14 protein-coding genes are annotated in these 16,674 nt (G+C 60.4%); 11 read left to right on the forward strand and 3 right to left on the reverse strand.

Translation table 11 applies throughout. From position 1 onward, the window contains the following. Position 1 precedes the first annotated feature (1 nt). Positions 2 to 1,324: a TolC family protein gene (locus DHV10_RS24225; protein ID WP_239462021.1), complete on the reverse strand. Its 1,323-nt coding sequence runs from the start codon at positions 1,322 to 1,324 to the stop codon at positions 2 to 4. Between the two features lie 177 nt (positions 1,325 to 1,501). Here DHV10_RS24225 and DHV10_RS24230 point away from each other — a divergent pair, with 177 nt between their 5' ends. The 5 genes from DHV10_RS24230 (at position 1,502) to DHV10_RS24250 (ending at position 5,845) form a co-directional block, all read left to right on the forward strand. Further along, a complete protein-coding gene (locus DHV10_RS24230) occupies positions 1,502 to 2,488 on the forward strand; it encodes an aldo/keto reductase (protein ID WP_109489008.1) in 987 nt (328 codons plus the stop codon). A 107-nt stretch (positions 2,489 to 2,595) separates the two neighbouring features. Then, entirely contained in the window at positions 2,596 to 3,162 is a 567-nt protein-coding gene (locus DHV10_RS24235; RefSeq protein WP_109489009.1) for a Jag family protein, read from the forward strand. Between the two features lie 38 nt (positions 3,163 to 3,200). Further along, positions 3,201 to 4,295: a nucleoside hydrolase gene (locus DHV10_RS24240; protein WP_109489010.1), complete on the forward strand. Its 1,095-nt coding sequence runs from the start codon at positions 3,201 to 3,203 to the stop codon at positions 4,293 to 4,295. Positions 4,296 to 4,453: 158 nt separating this feature from the next. Continuing rightward, positions 4,454 to 5,365 (forward strand): hypothetical protein, encoded by a 912-nt coding sequence (locus DHV10_RS24245; RefSeq protein WP_239462022.1) that lies wholly within the window; start codon positions 4,454 to 4,456, stop codon positions 5,363 to 5,365. A gap of 84 nt (positions 5,366 to 5,449) precedes the next feature. Further along, positions 5,450 to 5,845, forward strand: a complete 396-nt coding sequence (locus tag DHV10_RS24250) for a VOC family protein (protein ID WP_239462023.1) — start codon at positions 5,450 to 5,452, stop codon at positions 5,843 to 5,845. A gap of 135 nt (positions 5,846 to 5,980) precedes the next feature. Here the strand turns inward: DHV10_RS24250 and dnaA are convergent, their stop codons facing one another. Next, complete coding sequence (gene dnaA, locus DHV10_RS24255) at positions 5,981 to 7,378, reverse strand: chromosomal replication initiator protein DnaA (protein WP_109489011.1); 1,398 nt, start codon at positions 7,376 to 7,378, stop codon at positions 5,981 to 5,983. Positions 7,379 to 8,073: 695 nt separating this feature from the next. On the opposite strand from dnaA, the gene rpmH reads away from it, so the two are divergent. From rpmH to yidC, 4 genes are all read left to right on the forward strand, one after another. Further along, positions 8,074 to 8,229, forward strand: coding sequence for a 50S ribosomal protein L34 (gene rpmH / locus DHV10_RS24260; protein WP_109489012.1), 156 nt, complete (start codon positions 8,074 to 8,076; stop codon positions 8,227 to 8,229). A 77-nt stretch (positions 8,230 to 8,306) separates the two neighbouring features. Further along, positions 8,307 to 8,765, forward strand: a complete 459-nt coding sequence (rnpA, locus tag DHV10_RS24265; protein WP_239462024.1) for a ribonuclease P protein component — start codon at positions 8,307 to 8,309, stop codon at positions 8,763 to 8,765. After that, a complete protein-coding gene (gene yidD, locus DHV10_RS24270; protein WP_204101519.1) occupies positions 8,762 to 9,052 on the forward strand; it encodes a membrane protein insertion efficiency factor YidD in 291 nt (96 codons plus the stop codon). The genes rnpA and yidD overlap by 4 nt, the downstream gene beginning before the upstream one ends. Positions 9,053 to 9,142: 90 nt before the next feature. Next, positions 9,143 to 11,014 (forward strand): membrane protein insertase YidC, encoded by a 1,872-nt coding sequence (gene yidC, locus DHV10_RS24275; protein ID WP_109489015.1) that lies wholly within the window; start codon positions 9,143 to 9,145, stop codon positions 11,012 to 11,014. Positions 11,015 to 11,081: 67 nt separating this feature from the next. Here the strand turns inward: yidC and DHV10_RS24280 are convergent, their stop codons facing one another. Continuing rightward, on the reverse strand, positions 11,082 to 12,002 hold the full coding sequence (locus DHV10_RS24280; RefSeq protein WP_109489016.1) for a TIGR01777 family oxidoreductase: 921 nt from the start codon (positions 12,000 to 12,002) through the stop codon (positions 11,082 to 11,084). 131 nt (positions 12,003 to 12,133) lie between these two features. Here DHV10_RS24280 and DHV10_RS24285 point away from each other — a divergent pair, with 131 nt between their 5' ends. Together DHV10_RS24285 and DHV10_RS24290 are read left to right on the forward strand one after the other, a co-directional pair. After that, positions 12,134 to 12,883 carry a helix-turn-helix domain-containing protein gene (locus tag DHV10_RS24285; protein ID WP_109489017.1) on the forward strand — a complete coding sequence of 250 codons (750 nt, stop codon included), beginning with the start codon at positions 12,134 to 12,136 and terminating at the stop codon, positions 12,881 to 12,883. A gap of 234 nt (positions 12,884 to 13,117) precedes the next feature. After that, positions 13,118 to 16,630, forward strand: a complete 3,513-nt coding sequence (locus DHV10_RS24290) for a TonB-dependent receptor (RefSeq protein WP_109489018.1) — start codon at positions 13,118 to 13,120, stop codon at positions 16,628 to 16,630. Positions 16,631 to 16,674: the final 44 nt, after the last annotated feature.

The following is a 16,674-nucleotide window of genomic DNA, read 5'->3' on the forward strand; positions in this document are numbered from 1 at the left end:
CTCACATCGTTCCGGTCAGAGTTTGCAACTGTGCAAGGGCCGTTTCAAAGCGGACGCGTCCGTCTTCGCGTGCGTTCTGCGCGCTGATGTACGCCGCTTGCGCATCGACAACTTCAAGAACTGTGGCCTCGCCGCCGGTGTAGCGAAGCTTGGTGAGGCGGAGGCTCTCAGCGGCAATGGCCACACTTTCATCGAGAGACGCGAGCTGGGCCCGCGCGGCCTGCGCTTCGGCATAGGACTCATCCAGTTGCGCGATGGTGCGTCGCTGCGTTGCGGTCAGCGCGATCTTTGCCGCGTCGCGTTTAATCTCGCTCTGCTTCACCTTGTGCTCGGTGGCAAGCCAGTCCCATACGGGAAGGTTCACCGTGACTGCGGCAGAGTAGCCCAGATTGTGCGTGCGAATGCCCTCTGGCGTGAGAGGACCGCGAGCCGCAAACTCGTTCGCGTCGATTCCGTAGGTGTAATTCAAGCCGATGGTGGGCAGATAAGCAGCCTGGGCCGTCAGCACATCGGCACTGCTGGCGTTCAGCGTCGCCAATGCACTCTTCAATTCGGCGTTGTTTTTCGAAGCAAGTCCGTTCACCTCTTCCCGGCTTGCGAGCGCGGCGGGGGCGTCGGAAATACTGATGTTGTACGGCGTGCGCGGATCGGAAAAGAGAAGAACGCCGAGCTCGAGCCGCGCCTTCTCTGCATTCAATTTCGCGTCAGAGAGCTCGCGGTCGCGCTGCTGCTGCTGAAGCTGTGCCTTGATCGTATCTGCGTGCGCTGCTTCGCGAGCCTGTTCGCGCTGGCTGGTCAGTTTTGTGAAGTCTGCAGCTTCTGTGGCCGCCTGCTGCGCGATCGACAGCTTGTGATCGGCGGAGGCAACTCCGTAATATAAGCCAGTCACCGTCTCTACCAGACCGCGCCGTGCGATCTCAAGCTCCGCCTTCGCCACAGCATCCGCGGCGTTCGCTGTGCGCAGCGCAGCGATTGGTCCCAGTCCAATGCTCTCTTCAACCACACCCTGGGCCACGTACTCCCGCGGTCTCGCGTCGGCGGAGACGAATTTGGGGTTGGTATTCACGACGCCTTCGCCGCCTACTTCGCGCAGACCATTCGGCTGGACATAGAGGCCCTGGCCGTTGAACCGCGCTGAGGGCAGCAGCCCTGCCCGTGCGATCGATTTGTCGAGGCCGGCTACGCGCGCGCTCGCCACGGAGTTGGCATAGTTCGGCTCGCTGGCCTGCGCGCGCTTGATCGCCTCCTGCAACGTGATAACAACCGGAGATACGGCCGCCGTTGGTGTCGGCTGTTGATCCGCCTGTACCGTTGTCTGCGACATTGCCGCCGTACTCATTGCCAGTCCTAGAGCCAGACCGGCCGGCAGAAGCGACGACAATACACGTCCCTTGGTCACGCAAAACAGCATATCGGTTAAAGCTTAATTTCTCCTGAGTCTTGGATGTAACCGGGGTGAGTTAAGTTCAGCACCAGAGCGGCGCGCTTAAGATGTTCCTGCATGGAAATGACGAGTGTTGCAGGCGTTGAAGTATCAAGGATAGGCCTCGGAACATGGGCTATAGGCGGAACGGAGTGGGGTGCGGTATCGGACGAAGCAGCCATTGCGACCATTCTGAGCGCAGTTGAACGTGGCGTTAATCTCATCGACACAGCGCCCATCTACGGCCGCGGCAGGGCAGAAGAACTGATCGGCAAGGCTATGCAGCAGCATGGCCGGCGCGAGGCGTTTTACATTGCAGCCAAGGCCGGTCTCGACTGGAACAGCAGGGGCGTCTTCGCCAATTCGACGCCGGAACGGCTGCGGCGCGAACTGGAAGACAGCCTGCGCCGCCTGGGGACCAACTACATTGACCTCTACCAGGTACATTGGCCCGATACGCTGATCCCTGTCGAAGAGGTCGCGGGCGTCCTCGCCGAGTTCGTCGCTGCTGGAAAAGTGCGCGCGCTGGGCGTGAGCAATTTCAATTTGCCCCAGATGGAGGCGTTCCGGCGCGTGACGCCGCTCGCTTCCGATCAGCCTCCCTACAACATCTTCGAGCGCGAGATCGATGCCGAGATCCTGCCGTGGTGCGCGGCAAACAACATCGCGGTGCTGACGTATAGTTCGCTCTGCCGGAGCCTGCTGGGCGGGCGTGTGCATCGCGGCATCAGATTCGAGCCCGGAGACATTCGCGCGGTAGATCCCAAGTTTCAGGAGCCGCGTTTTAGCCAGTACATGACAGCGGTGGAGCGGCTCACCGAGTTTGCTCGCGAGCGATTTGGGAAGTCGCTCATCGAACTGGCGGCCCGGTGGGTGCTGGACAGGCCGGGTGTTTCCGTTGCGCTGTGGGGCGCCAAAAGGCCGGATCAGCTGGACGCAATCTCAGGCGTTATGGGCTGGAAGCTCGATGCGGATTCGATGGCGGAGATCGATCGGATCGTGGCCGAGTCAGTCAAAGACCCTATCGGCCCCGAGTATCTGACCCCGCTGGTCCGCACTGAGTAGGTCGACGCCTGCGGTGAATCGCTTCCTGCGCCTTTGAATTTGAGAGACTCTGAATCAATCACAATGCGGAGGCACAACCCCGCCCCTCTCTGCGATACTGTTCCGTTATGCCCATCGACGACCTGCAGCAGGCTGCCCAGAAAATCGCCAATTTCATCGGTTCCCTCAACAAGCTCGGCGGAATGCGTTTGAAGTATCGCATCACCGCGGGAGACGGAGCGCACGACCCGCAGGGGCTCGAAGCGCGGGTGATCTATGTTGAGCTGGGCGGTCCCGACACGCAGTTGCTGACGCAGCATAACGGAGAGCTTCTCCGCGCGCTCGAAACGATTGCGGCGCAGATGCTGCGCCTCGAGCAGCGCGAGCACGACCTCGTCAGCTTCGATGCCGGCAACTTCAAGGCCCTGCGGGCGCAGGAGCTGCGCATGTCTGCCGAGATGGCCGCCGAAAAGGTGCGCAAATCGGGCGTGCCGTATGCGTTCCCTCCGCAGAACAGCCGCGAGCGCCGTCTGCTGCACATGGCTTTCAAAGACCTGCAGGGTGTTGAGACGGCAAGTTCCGGCGAGGGACAGGATCGATTCCTGGTCGTGTATCCCGAGGGCAAAACGCACCTGCCCGTCGCGCCTCCCATGAGGCCGCGCGGATTCGGGCGCGATCGCGGACCGCGGCGATAGTGCATCCGCCCGCAGGCGGTATGCCACAATAGCCAGCAATGAAGACTGCAATTTGTGTGCTGATGGCATCCGTAGCACTCGTGTGCTCTGCGCAGAAGCGGCTCGTGCTGATCGATCAGGACGGTTCCGGCCCGGGTGGGTCGAACCAGATGGCGATCCTCTCTCTGCTGCAGGCCCCGGAGGTCGAAGTCCTCGGCATCACGATGGTGACCGGAAATGCCTGGCGCGACGAAGAGACCCTGCACACTCTGCGCATGCTCGAGCTCACTGGCCACACGCGCGTTCCTGTAGCGAAAGGAGCGGTCTTTCCGCTGGTGCGCACGCAGCGCGAGACGCAGCTCACTGCAGCGCTCGATGGCAAGGTGACCTGGCTGGGCGCATGGGGCGCCGGCCCGACCACCCTCGTCGAAAAAGACGGCAAAGTCACTCCGTTCACTCCCGACAAAACCGATGCGCACGGCCCCTACGATATTCCGCCACTGCCCGAAGGCATGCCGAAGCTCGCCGCAATCGAAGAGGACGCGGCGCACTTTCTCGTGCGGCAGGTTCGCGCGCATCCGCACGAGGTGACGATTTACGCAGCCGGGCCGCTGACCAACATCGCTCTCGCAATCTCCGTCGACCCGGAATTTGCGTCGCTCACCAAGGGCATCGTTCTCATGGGTGGCAGCCTCAATCCGCAGACAGACGACCCGGAGTTTGCCACCAATCCGCGTCACGAATTCAATTTCTGGTTCGACCCCGAGGCGGCGCACATCGTGCTTCGTGCCGCGTGGCCCCGCATCGACGTGACAACTGTGGACGTCTCTATCAAGGCCCCGTTCACCGAGCAGATGCTGCAGCACATCGCCAGGTCCAACTCCCCCACGTCAAAATACGTCGCGGCATGGAGCGAGAATCGCTACTACATGTGGGACGAGTTCGCTGCGTGCGCTTGGCTCGATCCGACATTGGTCACGAAGGAAAAGCTCCTCTATATGGACGTCGATCTGAGTCGAGGCCCGACCTATGGAGACACGCTCACGTGGGACGAGAAGCTCAAGCCGCAGACCGGAGTCCGCCTCGTGCACGCCCAGCTCGATCTCGACTTGCCGCGATTCCAGAAAATGTTTGTCGATTTGATGTCGCGCTAACCTCCGGTTTTTGCAGAAGTTCAGATCTGAACGTCTCTTCGGTACCGTTGCGCAATTGCGCCGTCTTCTCTTCTACTAGTTTCAAGTAAATAGATATTCAAAGCTGCACTCCCTGATTGCCTTGGGCTCCGCAACCTTTCGATCGAAAGAGGACACGAATGTTTTCAAAAGACTTTTTGCGCCGCGGAAAGACGCCGATGCTGGCGCTTGGCTTCGCCGTCATGCTCACCGCATGCCAATCGAAGATGGACAAGGCCATCGACCAGGCCAAGCAGCAGGCGGCCTCCACCGGCCAGCCCCAGCAGGTCGTCGCTGTAGACAAGACGGGAACCACCACCACGGCCGTGGTCCAGCCACCGGCAAAGGGCCAGAGCGCGGGAGCGGTCGCGACGACCACCACGCCTCCGCCTCCGGGCGGTCCGGTACCTCCGCCGCAAGATCCGAAGGTGATGCCGCTCGGCGGCGATCCAAACCAGGCGCAGGCAGATGAGCAGGGCGCCGGTCCTGCCGCAGGCCCTTCCGCAGCAGGCAGAACATCCCCGAGCGGTCCCGTCAAAATCACCATCCAGGCCGGAACCAATCTCGCAGTCCGTGTCGACCAGCACATCAGCGTGAAGACAAACCGCGCAGGCGATACGTTCACCGGCGAAGTCGTCGATCCCGTGCTCGATCCCAGCGGCGTTGCCGTAGTGCCCAAGGGAACGCGGGTGAGCGGCGTGGTTGACGCATCGCACGCACGCGGGCGTGTGAAGGGCGCCTCGGTGCTGGAACTGCGCCTGACCACAATGACGTTGAACGGCAGGGAACTCCAACTCCGGACGGCGGACCTCACGCAGACGAAGAAGGGCAAGGGTAAGCGCTCGGCGGCCATGATTGGCGGCGGCGCCGGACTCGGCATGCTGATCGGCGGACTGGCCGGCGGTGGAAAGGGCATGCTGATCGGCGGCCTCGCCGGCGGAGGCGCGGGCACCGCAGGCGCTGCGATGACCGGAAACCGCGACCTCGAGATTCCGGCGGAGTCGATCGTGCACTTCAAGCTCGCGCAGGACCTTGTCGTCCAGGGAGCCTAGACCCGCAGGCGAACTCGGCTGTTCATCAACAATTCTCTTGCCTCTGCGCGTACCGCGCATGAAGAATGCGGGCGGAGGCAGGAGATGGCAGAATCTATTCTTGGTGGGAGTGACCTAATCGCCTTCGCTCCCACCACCGATCCCGCAAAAGCGCGTGCGTTTTACGAAGGCATTCTTGGTCTGCGACTTGTCGCAGACCATGCGCCATTCGCGCTGGAGTTTGACGCGAATGGGACGATGCTGCGCGTGACGACAGTGCATGAGTTGAAGCCGCAGCCTTTCACGATCCTCGGCTGGCGAGTTTCCGACGTCGAAGCCACGATCGACAGACTGGTTGCCGCAGGCGTGGCGTTCGAACGCTACCCCGGCATGAACGATTCCGATCCGCATGGCATCTGGAACTCCCCCAGCGGCGCCCGCATCGCCTGGTTCAAAGACCTCGACGGAAACGTGCTGAGCCTGACCGAGTTTGCAACTTAGGAATCACTTATCCTTCCCGGCACTCAGCCTGCAATCCGAGATCAATTCTCAGTGATACCTTTGAGCACTGGGTGAACATGAAAAGGCCGCGCATCGCGCGGCCTCTCTGATCACTAACCACTGACCACTTACCCCTTATCCGTTGAGCATCTCCTGCAGCTTGTTCAACGTCCTGTGCAGGTCCTTGTCTGTCCGGCGCTGCTCGTCAATCTTGCCGATCGAGTGCATCACGGTGGTGTGGTGCTTGTTGCCGAACTGGCGTCCAATTTCCGGCAGGCTGGCTTCGGTCATCTGCTTGGCCAGGTACATGGCGATCTGTCGGGGCACGACAACGTTGCGCGAATTGTTCTTCTGCTTCAGGTCGGCGACCTTCATGCCGAACTGCTCGGCCACGGCGCGCTGGATCGACTCAATCGTGATCTTGCGCACCTGCATGTCGATGTACTGCTTCAAGCACTGCTGCGTGGTGGCCAGCGTGATCTCGGTGTGGTTCAGATTGCACCATGCGACGAGCCGCGTCATGGCGCCTTCGAGTTCGCGCACGTTGGTGCGAACGTTTGACGCGATGAAGAGCGCGACGTCCGTCGGAAGCTGAACCTGCTCGCTCTCCGCCTTCTTCTGCAGAATCGCAACCTTGGTCTCGAGATCGGGCGGCTGAATGTCTGCGATCAATCCCCACTCAAAGCGCGACCGGAGCCGGTCTTCGATCTCGGCCAGTTCCTTTGGCGGACGGTCCGAAGCGATGACGATCTGCTTCATGCTTTCGTGCAGGGCATTGAACGTATGGAAGAACTCTTCCTGCGTGCGCTCTTTCTGCGCGATGAACTGGATGTCGTCAATGAGCAGAACGTCGACGGTGCGGAAGCGATCGCGGAAGCTGGTCATGCGATCGTTGCGCAGCGAGGTGATCATCTCATTTGTAAATTTTTCCGCGGAGACGTAGCAGATGCTCGCCGAAGGCGTCCTGCGTTTCACCTCGTGGCCGATGGCGTGCATCAGGTGGGTCTTGCCCATTCCCACGCCGCCATACAGGAAGAGCGGATTGTAGGCGCGCGAAGGCCGCTCAGCGACAGCGAGTGAAGCTGCGCGTGCAAACTGATTGCCATTGCCGATGACGAAGGCGTCGAACGTGTAACGCGGATTCAGCTGTGCAGCTGTCGACCAGTCGAAGCGCGTCTGCTCGGGTGAGCGCGACGCGGGCGCGATAGGAGAGTGCGCGGGAAGGGGGCCGAACCCGCCATCCTTGCGCGGAGGCGGAGCGGTGGGATCTTCTTCCGCAGTGACGAACTGCACGTCGTCAAATTCAAGCGACTGCGAATCGATCGCTTCCTGAATCAGGTCGCTGTATTTATCCCCGATGTGCTGGAACTCTTTGGAAGGAACGCGGACAAAAAGAATACGTCCATTGGCGTGGCTGAAACGCGTCGGCTTTAGCCAGGTCTCGAACGACTGGCGAATTACTTTCTTCTCGAGTGCAGCGAGAATCTGCAGCCATGGATTAAGAGCCGAAGCCGGCGAAATAGCGAATGACATCGAGCGGATCCTTATCGGCGCCACCTGTCTACTGCCGTGTGACTTCAAACCGGACGGTTGAGGCAATGGCTCACGCTGCGGATGGCTGTGAATCCATGCCGCGTGCGACTGCTGAGAATTACCTATGGCCGTTGAACTGTCTCGCTAGAAACACTGCGGGACACGGGTTGAAATTCACTCCGTGGGACGCTCGGAAACTTTCTTGAACGGTCCCGATGGTAGCACATCTGGGGGGTGTTGCAATCACTCTTTCACATAAGTTTTCGGAGTGCTGTGAGACTTGCACCAAGCACGGTGAAACACGTCACAGACGAACGGAAATTCGCGCGCTGAGTCGAAAATTTCATCGCTGATTTCTGTCGTCGATCTGAAAACTTTGGATGCTGCCGACCGCGCGCGTGGTCGTACTTGTTTCGTCGGATTCGCGACGTACCTTGTCGCAAGTTTCGTCGACTTTCAACTTGCGTAGATCGATTCGCGAGATCTAAGTCGCCCTGTGCGAAGAAACAATTGCCATCATGCCGATTCACCCCAGCGGACTTCGTTCAGTTCGGGTCGGACCAGGGCAACTTGCGTACGCGCAATCCGCCATTACCGCCGGATTCGGCTCCCACTGGATTCAAAGCCCAACCTTCGATATACTTAGTACTTGCCGTCGAGGCCAAGATTTTAGACAGGAAACGGAGCGCAATTCCATGCCCAAGCGCACATTTCAACCCAACCGGCGTAGCCGCTCAAAGACCCACGGGTTCCGCTCGCGGATGAAGACCAAGTCGGGAGCCGCCGTGCTGAGCCGTCGCCGTGCCATCGGACGCAAGCGCGTCGCAGTCAGCGCCGGTTATCGCGACTAGGTTTCCCCGCCGTTCTGTTTCGGCTGGAGCAGCAAGAACAGCACGATACTTCCGGCCGGAATCCCTCCCGCATTGCCATGAACGCACCTTCCCAGGCTGAGCCGCGCACCGCAACCTCTGCTGTGCAGCAGCCCGGTCGTGCGTCTATGTCCGCGAATCGCCTCCGCAAGCACGCCGACTACCAGCGCGCTTACGAGGCAAGCCGAAAACGCCGTTCCGCATCGATGAGCTGGTTCCTCGCGCCTCAGGCGGAGCCGTCCGCTCCCCGCGTGGGTCTCACTGCCGGCAAAGTGCTCGGCAAAGCGCACGAACGCAACCGGATCAAGCGCCGGATGCGCGAAGTTCTGCGCAAGCACCTCGACCTGCTTCCCGTCGGATGCGACCTGATCTTTCATCCTCAGCGCATCGTGCTCACCCTGGAATTTACGAAACTGGAAGCCGAGGTTGTGCGTATTCTTCAGCAGGCCAATGCCGAACGCGCTCGCGCCACCACAACCGCAGCTCAGACGCTTGCCCAGGCCGAGCCTGTCCGATGACACGCATTCTCCTGGCTCTGCTCGCGTTCTATCGACGCTGGATCTCCCCGGCGCTCCACGCCTCGGGCGGAGGCGGCGGATGCCGTTTTGTGCCCACCTGCTCGGAGTACGCAACCATCGCCATCGCCACGCATGGCCCGCTCAAGGGCAGCGCCCTTGCCATCTGGCGTCTGCTCCGATGCCACCCATTCTGTCGCGGCGGGCTGGATCCGGTACCGCCCATCTCGAAACAAACGAAATCAAACGGCAGCACGGCCGAACATCTGCCGCACAAGCCTTTACCATAGAACGAGAGGCGAGCCTCACCATCCCGGACAGCGATCTCGCACCGGGAAATTGCGAACGGCGCGCCACTCCTCAACGACAGGAAAAATTCTTTGCCCGAAATTCGCAATCCTAACCTCGACTCTCAGGGGCCCGGCGGAGGCAGCGCGCCAGGTGGCGACTCCCGCAGCATGATCCTCCTGATGGGTCTTGTGCTCGTCGGCGTGATGGCATTCCAGTGGTTCAAGAAGCCCGAGGCTGCTTCTCCTGCGCAGAACCAGCAGGTCCAGCAAGCGCAGCAGTCCCAGCAGACAGCAGCCAGCGCGTCCGCATCGGGCGCTTCAGGAACGACGCCCGCAAATCAGGATGCGCCTGCTACCGCATCGCAGGTTGGCGCTGCCTCTGAAACCACCACCACCATCGAGAACGAAAAGTTCCGCATCACCTTTACGAACAAGGGCGCCCAGGTCCAGCACTGGATTCTGAAGGGCTTCACCGATTCCACCGGCAAGCCGCTCGACATGGTGCAGGAGCAGGCCGCGGCACGCTTTGGTCTTCCGCTCTCGCTCTACACCTACGACAGCGGTTTGACCGCTCAGCTGAATACGGCGCTCTATCAGCCTTCTACGACAGGGCAGGTTCTGGCGCCCAATTCTGTCAGCTTCCACTACGCATCCGGCGGCCTGGATGTTGTTAAGACCTTCAGCTTCAACACCACGTACGTCGTCAGCGCACACGTCGAGGTCAAGCGAAATGGCCAGCCGGTCCGTGCCTTGGTGGCATGGCCCGCCGGCCTCGGCGACATGGAAGAGTTCCTCGCCGCAGCGGGTAAGCGCACCACCTTCGCCACGCATACCGATTCGCAATTTGCCTGGTCCATTGACGGTAAGCAGGACACCCAGGCGGTAAGAAAGGTTAGCGGCAACGCCACGATCGATCAGCCCTACGAGTACGCCGCGCTGATGGACCTCTACTTCGCGGCCGCATTCCTGCCCGACGTGCCGCAGCGCACCACGCTCGTCACGTTTCACAACTCCATAGATCTGCCCAGCGATCTTTCCGACCCGAACAGCGCCAAGAAGCCGGCCGACGTAATCGGCCTCGCCCTGGGCGATCAGAGCGGCGACACCAACGTTCGCATCTATGCCGGGCCGAAGGAAACCGACATCCTCAACTCCGTCCACGCCATGGGCTCCGAAGGACATCCGACCGGAGAGTCGCTCGGCTCGCTGATCCAGTACGGCTGGTGGGGAGTGATCGCCAAGCCTCTCTACGTCGCGCTCCGTTGGCTGCGCAATCTGCTCGGTCCGGGAGCCAACAACTGGGGCTGGGCCATCATCATCGTCACCGTCATCTTCAACGTGATCCTGCTGCCCACCCGCATCTGGTCGATGAAATCGTCGCTCAAAATGATGCGGATTCAGCCGCGGCTCGACGCGGTGAAGAAGAAATACAACAACCTCAAGATTAACGACCCCAAGCGCGCCGAGATGCAGAACGAGCAGATGCAGATCATGCGCGAAGAGGGCGTCAATATGTACGGCGGCTGCCTTCCGCTCCTGCTGCAGATGCCGCTCTTCTTCGCTTATTACCGCGTGCTGCTCAACGCCGTGGAACTGCGGCAGGCGCACTGGTTCTGGCTGCACGATCTCTCCATGCCCGACCCGCTGCACATCCTGCCCATCCTGATTATCGGAACCATGTTTCTGGTGCAGTTCATCACCCCCGCACCCGGCATGGACCCGACTCAGCGGCGCATGATGGCCATCATGATGCCGGCCATCATGGGCTTCACGCTGTGGCACTTCGCATCAGGTCTTGCGCTTTACTGGATCACCGGCAACATCATCAGCCTCATCATGCAGGTGTCGATCAACAAGTCAAAGCTCGGGCAGGAGATGCATGATCTGGCCGTGAAGCGCGCAGCTAAAAAGAAAGGTAGCGTGACGGCTTCGACCGGCCGGGTCATTCAAGGCCGCCGCTAGCTCTTCTTCAGAACCAAATCACTTGGTGCGCCGCGCTTGTCGCGCCGAAGCCTCCGGCGTAGGCGGATCACTTCTTTAGCGCCGCACCGAGCGCCTGATCCAGATTCGGCTCGGAAAAGTGAAATCCTGCGTTGCGTAACTTGGTCGGCTCTACGCGCGCGCTGGCAAGGAGCGCTTCCTCCGCCATCTGCCCGAAGAGCAGCTTCATGGCAACTGGCGGCACAAAAAGAAAAGCCGGCCTGTGCAACTGCCGTCCCAGCGCGCGGGTGAACTCGGCATTCGTAACTGGATTCGGCGCTGTCACATTCACCGGGCCTGCGAGTTCGGGGTGATCCAGCGCGAACAGCACCGCCGCAACCACATCTTTCAGCCCCACCCAGCTCATCCACTGCCGGCCATTGCCGATGCGTGCGCCGAGCCCGAGCTTGAAGGGCGGCAGCATCTGCTTAAGCGCGCCCTCTCCCGGTCCGAGCACGACGCCAAAGCGCAAATGCACCACTCGGATACCCGCCTGCTCCGCGGGTTCGGCTGCCGCTTCCCACTGCCGGCAGAGGCTCGCGAGGAAACCATCCCCCGCTCGTGACGCCTCGTCGAGCACTTCGTCTCCCCGATCTCCGTAAATGCCGATCGCCGACGCCGTGACGAGAGTGGCCGGGTGCTGTTTCAGCCCAGCCAGAGCCGTTGCAAGGCGCCGTGTCGAGTCGACCCGGCTCGCGATCATCTCCCGCTTATAGTTATCGGTCCAGCGATGCGCGCTGACATTGGCTCCAGAGAGGTGGACGGCCGCTCTCGCACCCTCCAGAGGGCCGGGATTCGGGATGGCCGGATCGGAGTTCGGATCCCACTGAAGCTCTCCTTCAGCCGTCTTGTTCCGTCTGACCAGTTGCAGGGTCGGAATTCCGTTCGCGTCCAGCGCCCGCCGGACCGCGCTGCCCAGCATGCCCGAAGCGCCGCTGAGGATCACGCGTGAGGTGGCTCTTAAATCCATATTTGCAGAATCTTCGTTCTTCCCTTGAACAGGAAATTTGACCAGATTGATTAATACCAGATGAGTTTAGTAGGATAGGAACAGGTTTTGATCGGGGCAAAACAGCTCCGACCAGCCTTGGAGGGCGGAAAATGACCGAGGCGGCAGCTCGAATAGAAGAAACGCAGAAGTCGCAAGTTGATACCGAGACTACGGAAAAGTTCATCGCTGAAAAACACATCGGCGAACGGATCAAACGCTTGCGGCTGAAAAAATCGATGGGGCTCGTCGAACTCGGAAAGCATACCGGCCTTTCCGCAAGTTTCCTGTCGCAACTTGAAACGGGGCGCGTTGTGCCGACGCTCCGCAACCTGGCGCGAATCGCGATGGTCTTCTCGAAGGACCTTTCCTACTTCTTCGAGACGGAACCGCAATCGATGTTTCGCGTCCATCGACGCAAGGATCGGGTTCGCCTGCCGCAGACCGGTGTGGACGAACCGACGTACTTCTTCGAGAGCCTGGGCTACATGGTTCCCGATCGCAGTATGGACCCCTACTTCGCGCAATTCATTCCCCTGGAAAAATCGAAAGAGGCGCGCGCCCACATGCATCCGGGTTACGAGTTCCTCTACGTCCTGGATGGCGAACTCGATCTGCATCACGGAGAGCATCACTGCACCCTCGCTGCGGGAGATGCGGTCTACTTCGACTCGAGCACCCCGCACTCCTATATCTGTGCGAGCAAGAAGCCTGCCGATGCGCTGATTGTCACGATGCATCAGGCGCCCGCGGCTCAGCCCGTAACCCTGCTTCGCTCTGGCACCACGGCCGGTGCTTCGGTTCTGCAGAGAACAGTGGCCGGTCGCACCGTGCTCGGGCCGGCGGGTCGGGAAGGGAACTAAACAAGCGAGATTTGCACACTCCAATGGGCTGGCCTGGCGAACGAGAAAAGACCAGGGCCAGCCCAATCTCTTTTCTAAGTGCCACAACCGAAAGCACCTGCTCCTGTCGCACCCGCCGCCCCTCCCCTCCCGGTTCTATCCGTCGGATTCACAAAATCTTCTTCCCGGTTGTGCTCAGGCTCACAGAACCTTTCCTGCTTTGTGATTTCCCCTTGTCGCAGGAGTGCCTGATCCATGTCTGCTCAATTGATTTCGAGATTCAAGTGGCTCGCGGTGTGCCTGTTTTGTTTCGCTTTGTTCTCCGTTGTTGCGGCAGCGCAGAGCACGACGCAGGGCGCCATTGCGGGTACGGTTGTAGATGCCAGCGGCGCGGTAGTTCCCGGCGCCGCGGTCACGATGCACAACGACGCAACGAGCGCTGAATTCAAAGTCGTTGCCGATGCAAGCGGCTACTTCAAAGCGCCGCTCGTGCCTCCGGGCACGTACACGGTCATCATCAGCGCCAGCGGATTCGGCAACTACGAGGCGAAGCTCGTTCCGGTCACGGTCGGCTCATTGACGGAACTGCACCCTGAACTGAAAGCCGGCGGCGCACAGGAATCCGTCGAAGTGACCGGTGTCGCTCCTGTGATTCAGTTTGAATCCCCTGAAGTCTCCTCCACCCTGACCACGCAGGAGATCGTGAACCTGCCGCTGAACGGCGGGCGCTGGTCAAATCTCGCACTCCTCACTCCCGGAGCAGCCTCTGACTCGAACGGATTCGGGCTCATCTCCTTCCGCGGCATCAGCCCCATTCTCAACAATATTGAGATCGATGGCGCCGACAACAACCAGGCCTTCTTCTCAGAGGAGCGCGGGCGCACCCGCGCCGGCTACTCGACCTCGCAGATCGCCATCGCAGAGTTCCAGGTGAACACCGGCGTCTATTCGGCTGAGTATGGCCGGTCTGCCGGAGGCGTTCTGAACGCAGTCACGAAGAGCGGATCGAATCAACTGCACGGTCAGGCGTACTTCTACGATCGCGATAACGCGTGGGGCGCGCTGAATCCATTCACGACCATTACGCGCGTTTCGCTCCCATCTGGTGGCGGCACGCCGACCTTCCCGAACAGCCCCTACCGCCCCATCGACTGGCGCAAGCGCTGGGGCTTCGGCGCAGGTGGCAAGCTGATTGAGAACCGCCTTTTCTGGTTCTACGCCTACGACCAGTTCAAGCGGAACTTCCCCGGCCTTGCAAAGCCATCCAGTCCGTCAGCATTCTTCAACTACTGGGCCGACCTGAGCCTGCCCTCTGGCGCCGCCTGCGCAACCTCTAGCGCCACCAAGAGTGGTGTAACCACAGTCAGCGCGAAGTACAGCGGATCCGGTTCTCCGGGCAATGCCGAAGCGTGCGCCCTCGCCTACCGCCTCTACGGAGCGGGAGACGCCTCCCACTACGCGAGTGCAGCGGCAAAATTCGATCAACTTCTCTTTGGCAAAGCTGTCTCGAGCGTTACGGGATTGACGACCCCTGGTCTTCTCGACGACCTCGGGCCAACTCCCCGCACCGGCGACGAGGTGCTCAACACGCCGAAGATCGACTGGCAGGTTTCTCCCACACAGCATGTCAGCGCTCTCTTGCATCGCTTGCGCTGGGACTCGCCCGGCGGTGTGCAGACGCAGGCTTCGAACAACTACGCCATCGACACCTTCGGTACCGATTATGTCAAGCTCGACTACGGCCTGGTGAAGCTCGACAGCATGTTCTCGAGCAATTTCAGCAATGAACTTCGCGTGCAGTATGGCCGCGAACTCAACTGGGAAGGCCAGCAGCCTTACAGCGACTTCACGAAGACCTACCTGACCAACTCGACCGGCACTCCGATCCAGCTCAGCCTCTACGGCGGGTCGAGCAACAACGGCTTCACAGCCGGCTCGCCCTACTACTCATTCCGTACCGCGTATCCCGAAGAAAAGAAGACCCAGGTGGGTGACACGGCAATCTGGACTCACAAGGGACACACCATCAAGTTCGGACTCGACGTACTGCGCAACGAAGACACGATCAACAATCTCTATCAAAGCAACGGTGTCTACACCTACCAGTACTTCTCCAACTTCTTCGCCGACATCCTGAACCCGTCCGGTACCTGCGACAGCGGCTACACCGAGACCGGCCTCTCCACGAACGGAACGAAGTACCCCTGCTACTACGGCTTCACGCAGGGCTTCGGCACGCCGAAGTTCAGCCTCACCACCGTGGACTACGGCTTCTTCGTGCAGGATGACTGGAAGCTCACCCCGCACCTGACGCTCAACCTCGGCGTCCGTTACGATAACGAGCAGGTTCCTGCTCCGTTCCAGTCACTGATCAGCACCTCCCTGCTCAACATTGCAGTGAACGGCAGCGGGCCCTTCCCCGATGCAGACGCGCAGATCACAAACCAGCCTGTCGACAACAATAACATCGGACCGCGCGTTGGCCTATCGTGGGATCCCCTCGGAACCGGCAAGACGGTGATCCACGCCGGCTACGGTCTCTACTACGGACGCATGCCGAACGGCATCATCCTGAACACGTACGAAGCCGCCGGCAGTCCCAATGGCCAGTACACCATTCCTTCCGTCTACGGATCGACCCCCAGCAGCACCGTTCCGGTCTTCCCGCAGATCATCGGCGCGGGTAAGTTCGCGACGCCCAGCCTCGATTTCTTCGCGAAGAACTTCCAGAATCCCGAGGTGGAGGAGTTCGATCTCTCCGTGCAGCAGGAACTCTTGAAGAAGACGTTTTTCTCCGTCAGCTATATGGGCTCGATGGGTCGCAAGCTGCCCAACTTCGTCAACATCAACCTCGACCCGGCCTCCACCTACCAGACCACGCTCACCGTTCTTGAGAACCCCAAGTATCCCGGCACAGGCTGCGGTCCGCTCGCATGCGGCACCAGCATCGCGTCGACCGTGTACTCCAAGGCCTACAGGAACACGCGCTACGGCTATGTCACCGAGGTGATGAGCAACGTCAACTCCAGCTACAACGGCATGATCGCCGAGGTGCAGAACCGCAGCTTCAAATACGCGCAGTTCGACGCCAACTACACCTGGTCGCACGCGCTCGACTTCAACCAGAACCAGAGCACATCTCCGACGACGAACAACTGGTACGACCCCATCGCCAACCCGCGCGCAAACTACGGCAACTCCAACTTCAACGTTCCCAATCGGCTCGTGATCTGGGGCATGCTGCAGTATCCCGGCAACTCGCACAACTGGGCGCGTTTCATCTCCGATGGATGGCACCTCAATCCCGTGTACCAGTGGCAGAACGGCCTGCCCTACTCCGCGGGCGTGAGCGGGACCCAGCCCTCCCTGGGAACCGCAAACAATCAAAAGGCTGCCGGTTCGGGCATGAATGGATCGGGCAGCTCAGGCTATCTGCTTCAGCTTGGCCGCAATACGTTCAAGTACCCGAACACCACCGTGCTCGACTGCCGCCTGCAGAAGGACCTGCGCATCAACGAGAAGTACACCATCGAGCTGCTCGGCGAGATGTTCAACGTGCTCAACCACCAGAACGTGACCGGCGTGAGCGCAACGGCGTACTCCATCAACACCACCGCTACGTCCACCACGCCAGCCAACACGCTGGTGTACCAGCCCGCGCAAGGCGCTGGCGTCAACGCCTTCGGCTTCGGAACGGTGAACAACGCCGATTCCAATTTCGTCTACAGCCAGCGACAGATCCAATTGGGAGTGAAGCTGGACTTCTGACAACTCTTCTCACCGCCAGAAACACAAATGCGGCAGCTTCGGCT

Origin of the sequence: Occallatibacter savannae, assembly GCF_003131205.1 — a bacterium.
GTDB classification, from domain to species: Bacteria; Acidobacteriota; Terriglobia; order Terriglobales; family Acidobacteriaceae; genus Telmatobacter; species Telmatobacter savannae.